Here is a 15,167-nt window from a genome sequence, read left to right as displayed (position 1 = left end):
GCCAAGCCCCTAAGTGCAAACAATATAGGGGTTGTGATGTTAAAGAATACGCTCATTCCGTTTCGTGCGGCACCGATCTCGGTAGCACTTGCCGCGCTTTTGCTTGGCTCCTGCGGAGGAGGTGGATCGTCGCCCACGCCAACGCCACCACCAGCCGCAGTTAACAATGCGCCACAATTTACTTCGACGGGAAATGCTTCTGCGAACGAGAATAGCGCGGGCATTGTGTACAATGCGTCTGGCAGCGATGCGGACGGCGACGCCATCACGTTCAGCATCAGCGGCGGGGAAGATGCTTCGCAGTTTCAAATCTCTCCGAGTGGCCAGTTGCGCTTTGTGTCCGCACCAAATTTCGAAAACCCTTCGGATGCAAATGGCGACAATTCCTACCAAGTGACTCTGTCCGTTTCGGACGGTCAAGCGAACGCAAGCTTGAATCTGTCCCTCCAAGTCGACAATATTGCAGATGCCGCTCGATTGACCCGAATTGGTGCCGGGCTTGGTGACGTCGTGTCGATGTCAGCCGCCCCAGCAGGAGACGTTCTCATCGTAGCGAACTCTAGCGGTGATGTGTTCGAAGTGGATCCAGGTACCGGCACAGTGTTAAACACAGGAAATATCCTCAACGAGCCAGGGACGGGCGACTACAGGATACTGACGCTCGCGCCGTTGGGGGAATATCGCGAGAACAGCAGGCGGGTATTTGCATTAATCATCGGGTTTGGTGGTAATCTATTCATCAGGCGATACACCAAGAATCCAGGACTTTGGAGCAGCCATCGCGATGACGTTGGGGCAGCGGTTATCAACCCGGACATAGCCGCAAATTTGGTCGCGTCGAGTGTGATGGCGCCCGACGGCTCGGTCTACATAATGGCTGGTGATGGAGGAGCATCAGACCGCGCACAAGACGGCGGTCCGCTTGGTGGTATCATACGCGTACTGCGCAATCCCAACACCTTTAGTGGTGCCGGGGTTGTATTTTTTGTGAGCGAAAAGTTGGGTAACGGGCTGCACGCTCCAACTGGCGGGAGCTTCATTGGTGATACGCTGATCTTTTCCGATACAGGCGATACACAGTTTGACGAGCTTAATCGGTTAGAGCCGATGATGGGCCAAATGAACTTTGGCTGGCCGTTCAAAGAAGGGCGAACAACCGTTTCCCAAGGTGCTACAGGTGATCTTGTTGAACCGGTACTGGAATTTGACCGCGCCGCAGGAGCGATGGCGGCGCAACCGATCGTAGCTGGACAGTATTACGAAGGGCCGCTGGTCAGTCTGAACGAACGGTTTGTCAGCGCAACCGCCGATGGCCGGTTTTTCGTCGCCAAACTAGGAGATCTCCAAGCTGGCTCAGTTTCGACGAACGATCAGTTTAGCGAGGTCATCAATGAATTTCAGACCGACGCGGGCACGTTGGATGAAGTGATTGCGATCACACTTCTTGGGTCAACGCTCTGCGTGCTCGATGCGGACGGAGAGGTATACCGGGTCGATCTTGAGACAGTCTAGCTCTCCTGGGCACACTGGAATTGTACTTATCCGGCGCTACTGGTCGCCGCTTTTGTTTCGTCGGCGGCTTCAACGTCCGCACCTTCCTTGAACAACGGCCATGCCAGTTGTTGACCCAGTGTCGCTTTTGGTAAGTTCTCGACGCCGTAGCTCTCGGGATAGGTCCGGGTGATCTTGGCGGTGCCGAACAGCACGTCCCAGAAGAATAGCAGATTGCCGAAATTGCCTTTGTACTGGACTGCCGGATCGCTTGCGTGGCGGCCATGATGGGCGTGGTGTGTTGCGGGCGTGGAGATGGTGCGTTCGACCACCCACATGACCGGTGAGAGCCAGCCGATCTTATAAAGCGGCTTGTCCCAAGCGAGGTCCGAATGGGCACCAGTAATGACCAACAGTTTGACCACGATATAGCCCGCATACACCCAGCCAAGGCCGAGATAGATCAGCACTCCCGAGAACCACAGGCCTGGCATCATCATGTAATAAAAGAGATTATTGCGATAAACGAGCCGGATCGACATGTATCTGGCGTTATGATGAGCCCGGTGGAGATTGTAGAGCCACGCATAAGAATGCGACGCGCGGTGCCAGAAATATTGGGTCATATCGTCAAAAATGAGGAAGAGCGCGATCGCAGCTATTATATTTATGCCTGCGAGCGCGCCCTCCCATTGCGGTGCGATGACCCCCATCAAGGCAGCCGCAGAAAACAGAATGGCAGGTTGTGTCAGCGTCAACAGAACCCCGGTGCTTACCAATTCAACAATCCCGTCATCGCGGGTTTGCTCGTCTTTGCTGAACAGGTTTGATCGCCACAGCTCGAGCAATGCAAAGCTGAAATAGATAGCCAGAATCACGATTGTCGAAGTGGGCATCGCCTGTTCTCCTCTTGTGGCCCGAAGGGTTACGCGATAGTTCGAGCAAAGAATGTCAAATAGTATACAATCTGAATCGCATCTTCGATCGCTGGTGGTGCCGACGCTTTTTCGTGAGCTTGAGGAGAATGTCCGCTCTCGCCTGCTCACCGATGCGCCGCGACGGTCATTTGGAGATGGGAAGATCATCCAGCAGCGCGGCGACGATGCGATCGGTTTTTGGGTGATCGAGGCTGGCCAAGTGAAGATCGGTCAGTTTAGGCTGGATGGAGAATTTCGCGCCATCGCGCTGCTTTCCGATGGCGATTCGTATGGTGAACTTGCGTTATTTGCTGCCAACCGCCGCGTTGTAGATGCAGTTGCGGAAGGACCGGTGGAGCTTCGTTGGATTGAAGCACAATCATTCGAGCGTGAGATCAGAGCCAACCCTGACACAATGCGGCGCTTGGTGGGGAACTTGGCCGCACAGCTACAAGAGGTACTCGATCTGGTTGCGGGTCTTGGCAAAAACTCCAGCCTTTCGCGAGTGGCCTCAGTGCTCAGCAATATGGCACCCAAGTCACGGGGCGTGGCGACAATCGCACTGGGTCAGCAGGAGCTTGGCGAACTGACTGGCCTGACCCGCGCGACCGTCAATAAGTGTCTCGCGATTCTGGAAGCTCGCGGCGCACTCAAGCGGCACTATGGGCGTATTGAGATCCTAGATCGCAAACAACTCAAACTCGCCGCAATGGGCTAGGCAGCAGCTCTGTAGTGTAACCTTTGATCGATCCATCCGAATAACATGGCACTACCTATTCGAAGGAGACGATCAATGACTGCTGCTACTCGCGCCCAAACCTCGGGCGCTTTCGCAATGATTTTCGGCACTGGTGTGGCTTTTGCCGCGATGCTTGGTTTGGCCGCGACTATTGCACCGACCATTGCCGCAATGATGTAACTCTGCCGCGGATTAGCTGCCGGGAATGATTTCGGTAGCGGCCTCGCATTTGTCCTGAACCTCTTCGCTTCCTCCGCTGAATGATGTCAGCGCAAGGAAGCCGCCGACCAACAGCACAACAAACACCGCAGTGACCGTGCCGAGATATTTGTCGATGATCCGCTTGATCGGTGCTCCGAACAGGCGGAACAGAATGCCGACTGTCATAAAGATCATCGCACGTGCGGCGAGGCTGGCGAGGATAAACGGCACAAGCGCCATTTCTATGAAGCCGGCAGTGATGGTCAGCAGTTTGAACGGTATTGGCGTCGCGCCCGCGATCAGAATTGCTTCCACATCATATTCGCGCAGATAGCAGGCGGCAACGGGGAAGCTCTCGCTGAGGCCCAAAAGCGAAATCAGCTGCGCCCCGACTGTATCGTAGAGCCCCCAACCAATTGCGTAACCAAGCAATGCGCCTGCAACCGATGACAGCGTAGCCACCGCCGCAAAGCGGATCGCTTTCTTCGGTTCTGCCAAACACATCAGGCCTAGCAACGGATGCGGCGGGATCGGGAAGAAACTCGATTCGATGAAGCAAAAGAACGCCAGCCACCACACCGCGTGCGGGTGCGCTGCTTTGTCCATCGTCCAATCGTAAAGCCCGCGGAGTAATTTCATCATATTGGTGAGCGCTTTAGGGAACGGCACCAAGTGCGGCAATGAGCATCTTTTGTTTTCCGCACGCCATCCGGCGCGCGATTTCCTCGCTTTCGCTCCCTGACGGTCGCTTCGCTGCGGGCGGGCCGCGTGGCCCTATGGCTGCCGCGACCAAGAAAAGTTGCCAGATAGATGGTTAGCGCTGATCCGGTCAGCGACTAGCTGACCGCAAGGCCGACCGGCCGTCCACAGGCGCCCTGAAGCGAAGCGGAAGGATCAGCGCCGAGGACGCGAGCGCGGATGCGCTTGCGGAAAACAAGCAAACCCTCCGACGCTTGAGGTCAAACAAACAATTTAGGCATTATTATACGAAGCGTACCCAAACCAGCTTGGAGGTGTTAGATGAAAGCTGCCGAGGATTGTTTTCGACTATTTGACCTCGGACGAAACGAACGTTCGGGGATGGTACTTGTGCTGGTTTGCTATTTAGACGACAGTGACAATGACCAAGGCCCAGTTATGGGTGTGGCGGGTTACGTATCATTCGTGGATAAATGGGTCGACTTCGAGAGAGCGGTTGAACCGTTCCTGCAGTCCTTTGGAGTGGATGTTATTCGCGGCAAGGACTTTCACCACGAGAAAGGCTGCTACAAAGGGTGGGATGGCCACAAAAAGCGTGACTTTGTCGATGGGCTTTATGGCATTGCTGGCGAATGCGTTATTGGCGGCGTTAATTCGGTGGTGCAAAAGTCTTGGCTTGCTGAAAACAGGAAGACCCGCCCTGCTCAAAAATTCCTCAGTCCACTTGGCACGGCCTTTGGAAATTGCCTTGCTAGCTTAATGTATAAGGATGCGGTTTCGCTCATGCCAAATGACATTAGGCTCTCGGTTCTAGTAGAGCTTGGGAACTCGAATAACGGGAACATCTTGAAATATTGGAATTGGATAAAGCAGAATTGGGAACCGTTGCCGCGCCCCTTAGGCTCCCTTCAATTTGTTGACAAACATAGCTGTCGAGCAATCCAATTAGCAGACTTCCTAGCCTTTCACGGTCGACGAGAAGGTGAGAAGTGGGACCGCGAAGGCCATCCAGAAATTGAAAATGAAGGGTACGCGCTAGAAACCATGATCAAGTATATCCCGCACAGACATAACAGGTATTTCAAGAACGAGTCAGCTACCGGACTTTCTGCAGATCGCTCGAACGCCCTGTTTGTGCCCCTTGATGGCAAGCTTTAGTCCGTTGAGAGGCTACCATGGCATCAAGCGCCTTATCGGCCTCGGTGGGGTTTAGTTCGCCATCCTCGATCAGCTTTTCGGCTTCTTCTTTGAACCTTTTGCTTTGCTCCGCTGGAGTCTCTTTGCGCTTTTTCTTTGGCATTATGCTCTCGCAGCTGTTTCATAGGTCAGGCGCTTGCCTACTACACCGCGTAGCAGAATGTCAGCCCGTTCGGTGTCCTCAATACCGACACCCGCACGGTTAGTGTAGCGGAAGTCAAACTCGGCAAGGTAGCGGTGCAAATGCTGCTCCGAACAGAACTGGTAAACGCCGCGCATCCCACGCTTGAAGATGCTGAAATAGCCCTCAATATCGTTGGTAGTGCTGCCGTTATTCACATAGTTGCCGATGCCGTGAAACACGGTCTTGTGACCGACATACTCACGACCGACCTTCTTGTAGAACAGCGCTTCGTCAGTCACGAGAACGCTCTCGCGCGCAACGTTATCACGAACGATATTGGCGACTTCATCCTTGACCATCGCGTTGGCGTCAATTGAGCGGACTTTGCCGGTGCGCTTGTCGAGAAGTGAAACTACGCGCATCTTGTGTCCAAAGCCGCACTAACGCTCACTGCGCTTCTTTGGACCGATGTAGGTTTCATCCGCTTGGACTTCGCTACCGAATCCACCGAACATATCCATTTCGGCATCACGCATTGCCTCGCGGATACGGTGAGACATAAACCATGCGGTTTTGAGGGTGACGCCAAGGATGCGATGCAGTTGATTGCTGCTAAGGCCCTTCTTGCTGCCAGCGATTAGAAACATCGCTTGCAGCCAGATACGCATCGGAACCTTGCTGTCTTCAAAGATGGTGCCGATCTTCACGGTGAAGGGTTTGCGGCACTGGTAGCACTTCCACAGGCCGGTGCGGGTGGTTTTGCCCTTTAGCTTGCCAACACGGTCAACGCCGCCGCAATGAGGGCAGGCAGCGCCGTTCGGCCAGAGGCGCTTTTCAACATAAGCGTAGGCAGCTTCTTCATCGTGGAAGTGAGGGGCGGATAGGTTCAACATTTCTGGTTAACTCCTTACAGAGTTTGTAACCGAAATGGCTGGGTATGTAAAGTATAATAACGCCGCCGGTTCGCTTTGCGGAGGACAATCTCGACATCACCGGAGCGAATTTCGCTGCCGGAGAAGCGCCTTCGGTCCCTCTGATCGAAGTTCGGGAAGCCTCATGAGCCGGGTATTCTTCCGAAAAGAACTTGAAGGTGTCGCCACGTTCTGGCGCGTGTTTCGCCGCGACGGCGTTACACTGGGTTTCACCAGTCATGACCGTGACCTCTACTTCGATGGCATCCTGCATCGCGCAGCGCCCGGCATGATTCCTAGTGCGATCCGGCGAACCACCAATCTCTCGCCCGACAGTGCAGAGGTTCAGGGTGTGCTGTCACACGAATCAATCGGTGCGGATGATCTGGCGGCAGGCCGGTTTGATGAGGCAGAGATTGTGATTGGCGTGGTCGATTGGGAGACGCTTGATCGCGAAAGCCTTTACGCCGGATCGTTTGGTTCCGTGCTTCAGGAAGCCGGTGAATTCACCGCCGATCTGCTGTCGGCCAAAGCGAAGCTCGATATCGATCTGATACCGCGAACCAGCCCAACATGCCGCGCGCAATTCTGCGGGCCAGGATGTACTCTTTCTGCGCAGCGCTTCACATTCGACGCCACTGTTTCCGGCATTGATTGGGACAACAATGCTGTGAGTTTCGCGGATATCGATATGCAGCTTTACCTCAGGGGAGAACTGCGCTGGTTTGACGGCCCACAGACTGGCACGCGGATGCAAATACTAGACACAAATGCGACTGGTCTGGTCGTTGATATTCCTATCGCCGCCAATTTGGAAATCGGCACAAGGGCGCGGCTTTTGCAAGGGTGCGACCACTTGCTGGCGACATGCCACGGGCGATTTGGCAATGCTGTGAATTTTCAAGGCGAGCCCTTCCTGCCTGGCAACGATTTACTTGCACGCTATCCGGCACCGCAATGACCTCAACCGCAGACGCTTTTGCTAGCGCTGCCGAGAGCCTCGTTGGCACCCGCTTCCGGCTCTATGGCCGATCACGGGAAGCAGGCGTGGATTGCGTCGGCCTAACAGCGCATGCGCTTAGCAAGGCTCGGCAAAAACCCTGCTCGATACCGCGATACGGACTGCGAAACGCTGGCTACGGCTTTGTTCTCGATTTCGCAGAGAGAAACGGACTCGTTTGCGTCTCCGAACCAGTGCTGCGCGGAGATATCCTGCTTACGCGGCCCGGCCCGGCGCAAAGACATTTGCTAGTCGCACTTGGGCCTAATCGGTTTGTCCACGCCCATGCGGGTTTGCGAAGCGTGACCGCCATGCCGGGGCCGCTTCCTTGGCCGCTCATCCATCAGTTCCGAATTCTGGAGAAGTGCTAGTCATGGCAACGATTGTATTAAGTGCCGTCGGGACATTGGTCGGCGGGCCCATCGGTGGTGCCATCGGCGCATTTGCAGGTCAGCAGATCGACGCCGCGATCTTTGGCGGCGGATCGCAAGAGGGGCCGCGCATCGATGATCTAAAGATCACAACGTCCAGTTACGGCTCACCACTACCAAAACATTTTGGTCGCATGCGCACGGCGGGAACTATTATCTGGGCGACTGACCTGCGCGAAGATAACGAAACCAGCGGGGGAAAGGGCAAGCCCAAGACAACTTCGTTTAGCTACTCGATATCAATGGCGATCGCGCTCTCAAGCCGTCCGATAATGCGGCTGGGGCGCATTTGGGCGGACGGGAACCTGCTGCGCGGCGCAAGTGAAGATCTGAAAGTTGGAGGGACGCTGCGTCTATATACAGGTCATGGCGATCAACCGGTCGACCCCCTGCTCGCGGCCGCCCAAGGTGCGGACTGTCCAGTGTTTCGGGGCAGCTCTTACGTTGTATTCGAAGACCTGCAGTTGGAGGACTTTGGCAATCGGGTCCCCGCTCTATCATTTGAAGTCTTTGCTGATGAGAGCCAGTTTTCGCTGAACGATATTGTCCAGCCGCTAGCTGAGCACGCCAGCGGATCGACGCCTTTGGACCATATGTCAGGCTTTTCTTATACCGGCGGCACGCTAGCCTCTGCGGTAAAACTAATCGGCGAGCTCCACCCGATCATTGCCGAATCAAACAGTGGTCATGTGCGGCTGTCGAGCGAAACCGCGTTGGACGCAGAACCAATACCGCTGCCTGCGACTGTTGCGACAGGTGAGGCTGGCGAGTTCGGACAAGCGGATGGTCAAAGCAGACAACGGCAAGCTGGCACGCCGCCACTATCAAGCGCAATCCGATATTACGATCTATCGCGCGATTATCAATCGGGCGTGCAGCGTCCGGATGGCCGCGCCAACTTGGCCGGCAATCGGATTATCGAATTTCCTGGCGCGCTGACACCAAACGATGCGCGACTCCTGATCAATCGCGCTGCATCGCATGATCAGCGCAGTAACGAGCGCCTTAAATGGCGAATAGCCGAGCTCGATCCAGCTTTGGCGCCTGGCCAGCTGGTTACCGCACCGGACATCGCAGGCAACTGGATCATCTCCGGCTGGGAGTGGCGGGCAAATGGCGTTGAGTTAGAGCTTGAGCGACCATCAAAAGCGATCGATTTCTCAAGCGAAGGCGATGTAGGCAATCCTGCAATTCCACCAGACACGCTGCCTTATCCAACGCGGCTTCGCGCCTTTGAATTGCCATGGGACGGGTGGGGCTCACCATACGAACCAAGGATTTTCGCGGCAGCAAGCGCAGAAGCTCCCACCTGGTCGGGTGCGGCGCTGTACTCCGGATCTGGCGGTCCGCTCAACGCTATCGGTGCTACTGGTAGACAGCAAGCGACGATGGGCACGCTTACTTCGCCTTTGAAAAGTTCATCAGCGATTCTGTTCGAGTGCGATGCGATCATCGAAATTGAGACAGTTTCCGATTCGATGGCGTTCACAACGCTTGATCTCAATCGTTTGATTGATGGCGGTAACCGTCTGCTTGTCGGTGAGGAAATCGTACAATTTGGATCGGCTGCACCTCTGGGGCCGAGGCAATGGCGCCTGCAGGGCCTTCTCCGCGGCAGAGGCGGAAGCGAAGCGACTGCGTTGCAAGGGCATGACATTGGTACGCAGGTCACGCTCATAGATGACAAATTGACACCGATTGACTCTCAACAGCTTCCACCGAGCGAGGAGAAACTCATTGCCGCGATCGGACGAGGCGACGAAGAGCCCGTTATTGCAGAGATTTCGAATCGGGGCACCACCTTACGCCCGCTGTCACCAGTGCATCCACGAGTCGTGTGGGGTCCCGGAACAGGCTTGCATGCGTGCTGGGCCCGCCGCGCGCGCGGCGCATGGCGCTGGATCGACGGTGTCGAAACGCCACTGGTCGAAGCCGCCGAATCCTACCGAGTCGGCATCGGCAGCACCCACAATCCCGACCTTCAGTGGCAAGTTGACGTGCCAGAAATCACACTCGACCCGGAGCAGGTCGCTGCACATTCAGCCGCGTTGCTGTGGGTCAAGCAGGTCGGCAGCACATCTCTTTCGGATCCGCTGCTACTCACAATTCTTCCTTGATACACGAGCACGCCGCCGATCCGATCGATTCCCGCTACCAACCGATAACCGCAGGAGCCCCAAATGGCCCAACCTATTGAATTTACTGATTCGTCGGGACGGTTTCTCCTGCCGTTCCTATTTGCTGGCCAAACGCAGAAGGAGTTCTTCGTCAACGAAGCCCACGCATTGACGGATATCCTGCTCCACACTGCAACACAGGGTGAGCGGGCCGCCCCGCCGACCGAATCGCTGGATGGCGACATCTGGCTCGTCGCGGACGGCGCTACGGGGGAATGGGTAGGCCACGAAGGAGAGCTAGCCGGATTGCAGGCAGGTGTGTGGAGATTCGTCTCGCCGAAGGACGGCATGCGCATATTCGACAACTCGGCCGGGCAATTTAGCGTCTATTCAAACGGCTGGATCCGCCCAACCACTCCGACTGCCCCAACTGAGGGTCAGACTGTCGATGTTGAATTGAGAGCCGCGTTCGATCAATTGATTGAAGCCCTTAGGAATGCAGGAATTTTTCCTGTAACCGAATAGGAACCATCTGCTGTCACTCACGTTGACAGGTCTAGAAGTAGAGGAAACGGGCAAATTTTGGCTGCAAACGGCCAAAGAGAGACATTCTTGCAACAGTTTGTGTCATTGATCGCTTGCCTCTGCTAATAGGAAAAGTTAGAAAACTGCCACTCGGTGGCTCAATTTCGCTAATAAAGGGGAACTACATAATGCGGAAACTCGTCATAGGCATGGCGATGGCTTCAACAGCCCTTGCTTCGCCTGCCCTCGCCCGCGACGGTCAATGGTATGTCGAGGTCGGTGGCGGCCCGATGTTGATTGAAGACGTCGACTTTGATGTTAACAATGGTGCCGGTGAAGTAACCGCTGACACCCAAGAAGGTTACGACTTCGGCGGCGTCGTTGGTTATGACTTCGGTGCGTTCCGCCTCGAAGCTGAAGCCAGCTATCGCGAAGGTGATGTTGATAATCTCGTCGCGGACTCAGTTGGTCTGCCGCGTACAACAGCTCCTGACGTAACACCTGCAGGCACTTATCCTGCTGGCGGTGACGTCAACGTATTGAGCTTCATGGTCAACGGCCTGTTCGATTTCGGTCCCGATGATGGTCTTCAAGGCTACTTCGGCGGCGGTCTCGGCGTTGCACGCACTGACGTTCAAGCATGTGCTAACCCACGCGCTTGTGATGCGATCAACGATTCGGACAGCGGCATCGCTTGGCAGGCACTTGCGGGCGTTCGCGCTCCACTCAGCGACAGCTGGGATGTGGGCCTTCGCTATCGGTTGTTCACTGCTGAGAACCTGAGCCTGGTCGACCGTTTCGGTCGTGATCTGGACGGCAAGTTCCGTTCGCACTCGCTCATGGGTACGCTGACTTATAACTTTGGCGGTGAGCCAGAGCCTGAGCCAGTAGCACCACCTCCACCACCAGTGTACACACCTCCACCGCCACCTCCACCGGTTGCAGTGACGCCTCCACCGCCACCTCCACCGGTGTGCAACAAAGGCCCGTACATCGTATTCTTCGAATGGGATCAGTCAGACATTACGCCTGAAGCTGCGAACATTCTTAACAACGCTGTTACAGCCTACGCAAACTGCGGTTCGGCATCTGTGATGCTGGCAGGTCACACTGACGCATCGGGTTCGATGACTTACAACAACGGCCTGGCCGAACGTCGTAACGCATCGGTTACCGATTATCTTGCAGGTCGCGGTATCCCAGCTGGACGTATCTCCAGCGAAGGATTTGGTGAAAGCCAACTGCGCGTCCCAACAGCTGACGGTGTGCGTGAACCGCAAAACCGTCGTGTTGAAGTGAACTACGGTCCAAACGCGGGCATGTAATTCGCTAACGCGATAAACCTATTAAGAAGGGGCTGGAGAAATCCGGCCCCTTTTTTATTGTGGTGACGAAAAGCGACTTAAACGGAGAGTGCAATGAAACATATCAAAGTGGCGCTAGCGGTAGGTGCTGCATCAATGACGATGGCATGTTCGCCCGGAAGCGAAGACGCGGAAAGTGATCCATCTGCGACGGCAGCCGAGCGCACACGGCTCGCATATGGCAATCTTGCATTGGCGGACGGGACTGAAGTTGGGGGAGTCAAGCTCGTGGCAGAAGGCGATGCAGTAGAACTCGTTGTAGCCCCTAGCGAACTACCAGAAGGCACACGGGGCTTTCACCTCCACCAAACCGGTAGCTGCGAGGGACCCGACTTCAAATCGGCTGGCGGGCATCTCAATCCGCTCGGCAAGACACATGGTAGCGAATCGGAAGGCGGAAGCCATGTCGGCGACCTACCAAATTTGGTGCTGAGTGAAGGCTCCACCGAACTGCAAACCTTCTCGATAGAGGGTTCAAAAGCTCAAATCACCGACTGGATCTTCGACGAGGATGGAACTGCCGTCGTGATTCATGCCGAGCCGGACGATTATAAAACCGATCCGTCTGGGGCTGCAGGCGCACGCATCGCCTGCGCCGTACTCGACGCCGACGCTACACCCTAATCAGATACCTTCCTCACCCGCAGCGCGCGCGCGCTCTACAACTGTGCGCTCGGCTTCAGGGACTGTGCGGTAGGCAAGATAAAGCAGCACGGTCCCTATAGGAGCCACCACCAACATCGACAGGACACCGGTCGATAGGCTTCCGGTGATGGTCGATACTTGACCCGCCATATAGGGGCCAAGCGCCAAGCCCACCAAAGTAGTCGATAGGAAGAATGTCGCTGTCGCAGTCCCGCGCATTCGCGGCAGAACCAGGTCTTGTGTGGTCGCTGCGGCGGCCCCCAGTGCAGAGCTGCCGAATAGCGAAAGCACGAAGTTCAAGAAGTAGAACAGCGTTACATTCTCAGTCGTGAAGGCAAAGATTAACGGAATCACGGGGGCGAGTACACCGAACGCTACAACCATTAAGCGACCACCCGGATTACGTTCGCGCAACCAATCCGAAACCCGGCCACCGATGATAACACCCAAGAAACCGCCGAGTGCTCCGCCTCCGCCAATCCAGAAGCCAAGCACCGATTTCGATGCCCCGAGCACACGCTCCGCATAAGGCGCGGCCCAGAAGGATACCGAGTAAGACGCAAATGCGACCATACCGTAACCGAGGATGGTATAAAGGAATGCCGGACTACCCCAGATTAACCTGAATGTCGGTAAATCACGGTGACGCAGAGACAGCGCCCATGAGAAGACGGCATAATAACCGATGCCCAACGCGATCCACTGTTGGAAGTTGCCGGTCAAACTACCGATTAGCCATGCAAGCCCGGCCGTTACAACAGCAGCGACGATGTTGACTATCAATGCACCAGAGCCGCGCTGAGCCGCTGAGAAAAAGGTGAAGGGTGGAATGACGGCGAATAGCTCGGTTGCAAAGCCGCGGAACGGCTTATCATTCTTCACCTCGGGCAGGCCGTCCATCCGACCGCGAATCGGCTCTCGCAGCGTAAATACCCAGATAGCGAGCAACAATCCTGGGACACCGACCGCCAAGAAAGCAGCCTGCCAGCCGACCAAATCAAGCGGGCCGCCGTTTGGATATGCAGCGTTCCATTTTTCGACGATCAAGCCGCCGATCAGCAGCGACACGCCGCCACCGATGTACAGACCTGCTGAATAAATCGCGAGCGCAGTGCCGCGCATCTTCTTGGGGAACCAGTCGGAAATCAGCGAGTATGCCGAGGGACTTGCTGTCGCCTCACCGACACCTACACCAATGCGAGCAGCGCCGAGAGCAAGGCCGCTTTTTGCAAAGCCCGATAACGCCGTCATCGCCGACCAAAGAGCCAGACCAGCTGTCATGAGCTTAACCCGGTGCCAGCTATCGGCTAGCCGCCCGAGCGGAATGCCGAATAGGGCGTAGAAAACGCCGAACGCAGTGCCGTAAAGAAAGCCCAGATCGGCGTCAGTCAGGCCCAGATCGGCTTTGATGTCGTTTGCCAGAATCGACAGGATGTTGCGGTCGATAAAATTCAGAACATAGACGAGGACCAGAACACCGAGAGCATACCAGCTGTAACGCGGTACCGCCTGATCTTGGATCTGATCTTCGGGCGACATATTCTCTTCGGTGGAACCTTCATTATTGTTCTGCATATTTGATCCCGTCCTCTAAACCAGCTTCGGCGAATCCCTTCTGCCTTAATCGGCAGCTATCGCAAGCCCCGCAGGCCAAACCATCTGATGACGGATCATAACAGGACCAGCTCATCCCGGTATTGAGCCTCAACCTCGCGGCCTCCGAAGCAATGTCGGCTTTGGTCATATCTTGCAGCGGTGTGTGGATTGTGAAGGGTTCACCTTCCACGCCGGCCTTTGTCCCGAGCCGCGCAGTTTCGGTGAAACTTGCGATGAATTCAGGCCGGCAATCGGGATAGCCGGAATAATCCAGCGCGTTGACCCCGATAAAAATGTCGCTCGATCCTGTCGCTTCTGCCCAAGCCGAGGTCAGCGCCAGAAACACCAAATTGCGTGCTGGCACGTAAGTGACGGGAATATCGTCACCAACGCCCTTTTTGGGAACATCGATATCATCGGTGAGTGCTGAGCCGCCAAAAGCGCGTAGATCAAGCGGCAGGACGACATGGCGCTCGCACTCGAGATACTCTGCGATCCGCTTTGCGGAATCGATCTCGATTCTGTGCCTTTGGCCATAGTCGATTGTCAGCGCAGACAGGGCGAAGCCTTGCTCGCGTGCAATCGCAGCAGAGACCATAGAGTCGAGACCGCCCGACAGCAGCACGACGGCGGATTTCATATTCTGGGAGTTCCTGACCATTGGCTCTGGCTAGTAGCAATCTCACGCAATGCTGCAACGCCGCAAGTTAAGCAGCCCCGAATCAACCAGGGCAGCTGCCGACAAGCCGGGCCTCTGCCGCTACATTGTAGACATTCCGGCCAACGGTGGCGTTGCCGCCAATCTGCACAAGCGTAGAAGTCTCACGGCGGATATTGGTTTGGCCATACCCCTTCCCCGGACACGAATAATGTACAGTCACCTGTGCTGGACCATCCTCAATGACCGTCCATGAACATTGCGGTCCAGGATGGCGGAGTTGGATCAGTTCACGACCAGTCCGAAGGCAAATTTTTTTCGTCTCGTCGACTGTCCGATAACGCACTTCCCACAATCCGCGATCCAAACCGTCGAGCATCGTCAGCGTTGGAGCCTGCGCTGTTGCAGGCAGACCAGCAAACCAAGCAGCCGCGCAAAGCGCAGCAAACGCGCCGATCCGCCGCAAAAACCCGGCAGTTGGCGCTTTGGAAGATACAATGTCAGCCATCAAAGTTGCCATACCACACGCTCTAGTACTGGAAAATGAACAAA

Annotated in this window: 15 protein-coding genes and 1 pseudogene; 10 read left to right on the top strand and 6 right to left on the bottom strand. The window is 55.7% G+C overall.

The genetic code is table 11. The annotated features are described in order from the left end of the window. Nucleotides 1–36: 36 nt before the first annotated feature. Complete coding sequence (locus J9777_RS13045; RefSeq protein WP_209349241.1) at nucleotides 37–1,512, top strand: PQQ-dependent sugar dehydrogenase; 1,476 nt, start codon at nucleotides 37–39, stop codon at nucleotides 1,510–1,512. A gap of 26 nt (nucleotides 1,513–1,538) precedes the next feature. On the opposite strand, the gene J9777_RS13040 is transcribed toward J9777_RS13045, so the two are convergent. Next, nucleotides 1,539–2,387: a sterol desaturase family protein gene (locus J9777_RS13040; protein ID WP_209349240.1), complete on the bottom strand. Its 849-nt coding sequence runs from the start codon at nucleotides 2,385–2,387 to the stop codon at nucleotides 1,539–1,541. Nucleotides 2,388–2,439: 52 nt separating this feature from the next. Between J9777_RS13040 and J9777_RS13035 the strand changes: the two genes are divergently transcribed. Both J9777_RS13035 and J9777_RS14760 read left to right on the top strand, forming a co-directional pair. Beyond that, on the top strand, nucleotides 2,440–3,126 hold the full coding sequence (locus J9777_RS13035) for a Crp/Fnr family transcriptional regulator (RefSeq protein ID WP_209349239.1): 687 nt from the start codon (nucleotides 2,440–2,442) through the stop codon (nucleotides 3,124–3,126). 75 nt (nucleotides 3,127–3,201) lie between these two features. Continuing rightward, on the top strand, nucleotides 3,202–3,327 hold the full coding sequence (locus J9777_RS14760; RefSeq protein ID WP_280842204.1) for a hypothetical protein: 126 nt from the start codon (nucleotides 3,202–3,204) through the stop codon (nucleotides 3,325–3,327). Nucleotides 3,328–3,339: 12 nt separating this feature from the next. Here the strand turns inward: J9777_RS14760 and J9777_RS13030 are convergent, their stop codons facing one another. After that, nucleotides 3,340–3,990: a YqaA family protein gene (locus tag J9777_RS13030; RefSeq protein ID WP_245228737.1), complete on the bottom strand. Its 651-nt coding sequence runs from the start codon at nucleotides 3,988–3,990 to the stop codon at nucleotides 3,340–3,342. 378 nt (nucleotides 3,991–4,368) lie between these two features. Here J9777_RS13030 and J9777_RS13025 point away from each other — a divergent pair, with 378 nt between their 5' ends. Beyond that, the gene (locus J9777_RS13025; protein WP_209349238.1) at nucleotides 4,369–5,205 is read left to right on the top strand and encodes a DUF3800 domain-containing protein; all 837 of its coding nucleotides are present in this window, start codon (nucleotides 4,369–4,371) and stop codon (nucleotides 5,203–5,205) included. A gap of 141 nt (nucleotides 5,206–5,346) precedes the next feature. Here J9777_RS13025 and J9777_RS13020 read toward each other — a convergent pair. Beyond that, nucleotides 5,347–6,261: pseudogene (locus J9777_RS13020) on the bottom strand (IS1595 family transposase). 163 nt (nucleotides 6,262–6,424) lie between these two features. Between J9777_RS13020 and J9777_RS13015 the strand changes: the two are divergent. From J9777_RS13015 to J9777_RS12990, 6 genes are all read left to right on the top strand, one after another. Next, entirely contained in the window at nucleotides 6,425–7,240 is an 816-nt protein-coding gene (locus J9777_RS13015) for a DUF2163 domain-containing protein (RefSeq protein ID WP_209349237.1), read from the top strand. Beyond that, nucleotides 7,147–7,650: an NlpC/P60 family protein gene (locus J9777_RS13010; RefSeq protein WP_348632001.1), complete on the top strand. Its 504-nt coding sequence runs from the start codon at nucleotides 7,147–7,149 to the stop codon at nucleotides 7,648–7,650. Before J9777_RS13015 ends, J9777_RS13010 begins: the two co-directional genes overlap by 94 nt. Before the next feature lie 2 nt (nucleotides 7,651–7,652). Continuing rightward, on the top strand, nucleotides 7,653–9,827 hold the full coding sequence (locus J9777_RS13005; RefSeq protein WP_209349235.1) for a phage tail protein: 2,175 nt from the start codon (nucleotides 7,653–7,655) through the stop codon (nucleotides 9,825–9,827). 63 nt (nucleotides 9,828–9,890) lie between these two features. Next, nucleotides 9,891–10,352, top strand: a complete 462-nt coding sequence (locus J9777_RS13000) for a DUF2793 domain-containing protein (RefSeq protein WP_209349234.1) — start codon at nucleotides 9,891–9,893, stop codon at nucleotides 10,350–10,352. A 188-nt stretch (nucleotides 10,353–10,540) separates the two neighbouring features. Continuing rightward, a complete protein-coding gene (locus J9777_RS12995; protein WP_209349233.1) occupies nucleotides 10,541–11,677 on the top strand; it encodes an OmpA family protein in 1,137 nt (378 codons plus the stop codon). Nucleotides 11,678–11,770: 93 nt separating this feature from the next. Beyond that, complete coding sequence (locus J9777_RS12990) at nucleotides 11,771–12,340, top strand: superoxide dismutase family protein (protein ID WP_209349232.1); 570 nt, start codon at nucleotides 11,771–11,773, stop codon at nucleotides 12,338–12,340. Here J9777_RS12990 and J9777_RS12985 read toward each other — a convergent pair whose 3' ends face one another. The 3 genes from J9777_RS12985 to J9777_RS12975 form a co-directional block, all read right to left on the bottom strand. Beyond that, complete coding sequence (locus J9777_RS12985; protein WP_209349575.1) at nucleotides 12,341–13,900, bottom strand: MFS transporter; 1,560 nt, start codon at nucleotides 13,898–13,900, stop codon at nucleotides 12,341–12,343. It abuts the gene before it with no gap. Between the two features lie 22 nt (nucleotides 13,901–13,922). After that, entirely contained in the window at nucleotides 13,923–14,597 is a 675-nt protein-coding gene (queC, locus tag J9777_RS12980) for a 7-cyano-7-deazaguanine synthase QueC (RefSeq protein WP_245228736.1), read from the bottom strand. A gap of 82 nt (nucleotides 14,598–14,679) precedes the next feature. Continuing rightward, nucleotides 14,680–15,123, bottom strand: a complete 444-nt coding sequence (locus J9777_RS12975) for a hypothetical protein (RefSeq protein WP_209349230.1) — start codon at nucleotides 15,121–15,123, stop codon at nucleotides 14,680–14,682. Between the last annotated feature and the right edge of the window lie 44 nt (nucleotides 15,124–15,167).

The organism is Pontixanthobacter sp. CEM42 (genome assembly GCF_017812015.1).
GTDB lineage: Bacteria > Pseudomonadota > Alphaproteobacteria > Sphingomonadales > Sphingomonadaceae > Pontixanthobacter.
This window is presented reverse-complemented; position numbering and strand designations above follow the sequence as displayed.

Coding starts and splice junctions, on each gene's coding strand:
- J9777_RS13010 (WP_348632001.1), top strand. CDS start 7,147: ATGCCACGGGCGATTTGGCAATGCTGTGAATTTTCAAGGCGAGCCCTT.
- J9777_RS13000 (WP_209349234.1), top strand. CDS start 9,891: ATGGCCCAACCTATTGAATTTACTGATTCGTCGGGACGGTTTCTCCTG.
- J9777_RS12995 (WP_209349233.1), top strand. CDS start 10,541: ATGCGGAAACTCGTCATAGGCATGGCGATGGCTTCAACAGCCCTTGCT.
- J9777_RS12975 (WP_209349230.1), bottom strand. CDS start 15,123: ATGGCTGACATTGTATCTTCCAAAGCGCCAACTGCCGGGTTTTTGCGG.
- J9777_RS12985 (WP_209349575.1), bottom strand. CDS start 13,900: ATGTCGCCCGAAGATCAGATCCAAGATCAGGCGGTACCGCGTTACAGC.
- J9777_RS13045 (WP_209349241.1), top strand. CDS start 37: ATGTTAAAGAATACGCTCATTCCGTTTCGTGCGGCACCGATCTCGGTA.
- J9777_RS13015 (WP_209349237.1), top strand. CDS start 6,425: ATGAGCCGGGTATTCTTCCGAAAAGAACTTGAAGGTGTCGCCACGTTC.
- J9777_RS13035 (WP_209349239.1), top strand. CDS start 2,440: ATGTCAAATAGTATACAATCTGAATCGCATCTTCGATCGCTGGTGGTG.
- J9777_RS13025 (WP_209349238.1), top strand. CDS start 4,369: ATGAAAGCTGCCGAGGATTGTTTTCGACTATTTGACCTCGGACGAAAC.
- J9777_RS14760 (WP_280842204.1), top strand. CDS start 3,202: ATGACTGCTGCTACTCGCGCCCAAACCTCGGGCGCTTTCGCAATGATT.
- J9777_RS13005 (WP_209349235.1), top strand. CDS start 7,653: ATGGCAACGATTGTATTAAGTGCCGTCGGGACATTGGTCGGCGGGCCC.
- J9777_RS13030 (WP_245228737.1), bottom strand. CDS start 3,990: ATGATGAAATTACTCCGCGGGCTTTACGATTGGACGATGGACAAAGCA.
- queC (WP_245228736.1), bottom strand. CDS start 14,597: ATGAAATCCGCCGTCGTGCTGCTGTCGGGCGGTCTCGACTCTATGGTC.
- J9777_RS13040 (WP_209349240.1), bottom strand. CDS start 2,387: ATGCCCACTTCGACAATCGTGATTCTGGCTATCTATTTCAGCTTTGCA.
- J9777_RS12990 (WP_209349232.1), top strand. CDS start 11,771: ATGAAACATATCAAAGTGGCGCTAGCGGTAGGTGCTGCATCAATGACG.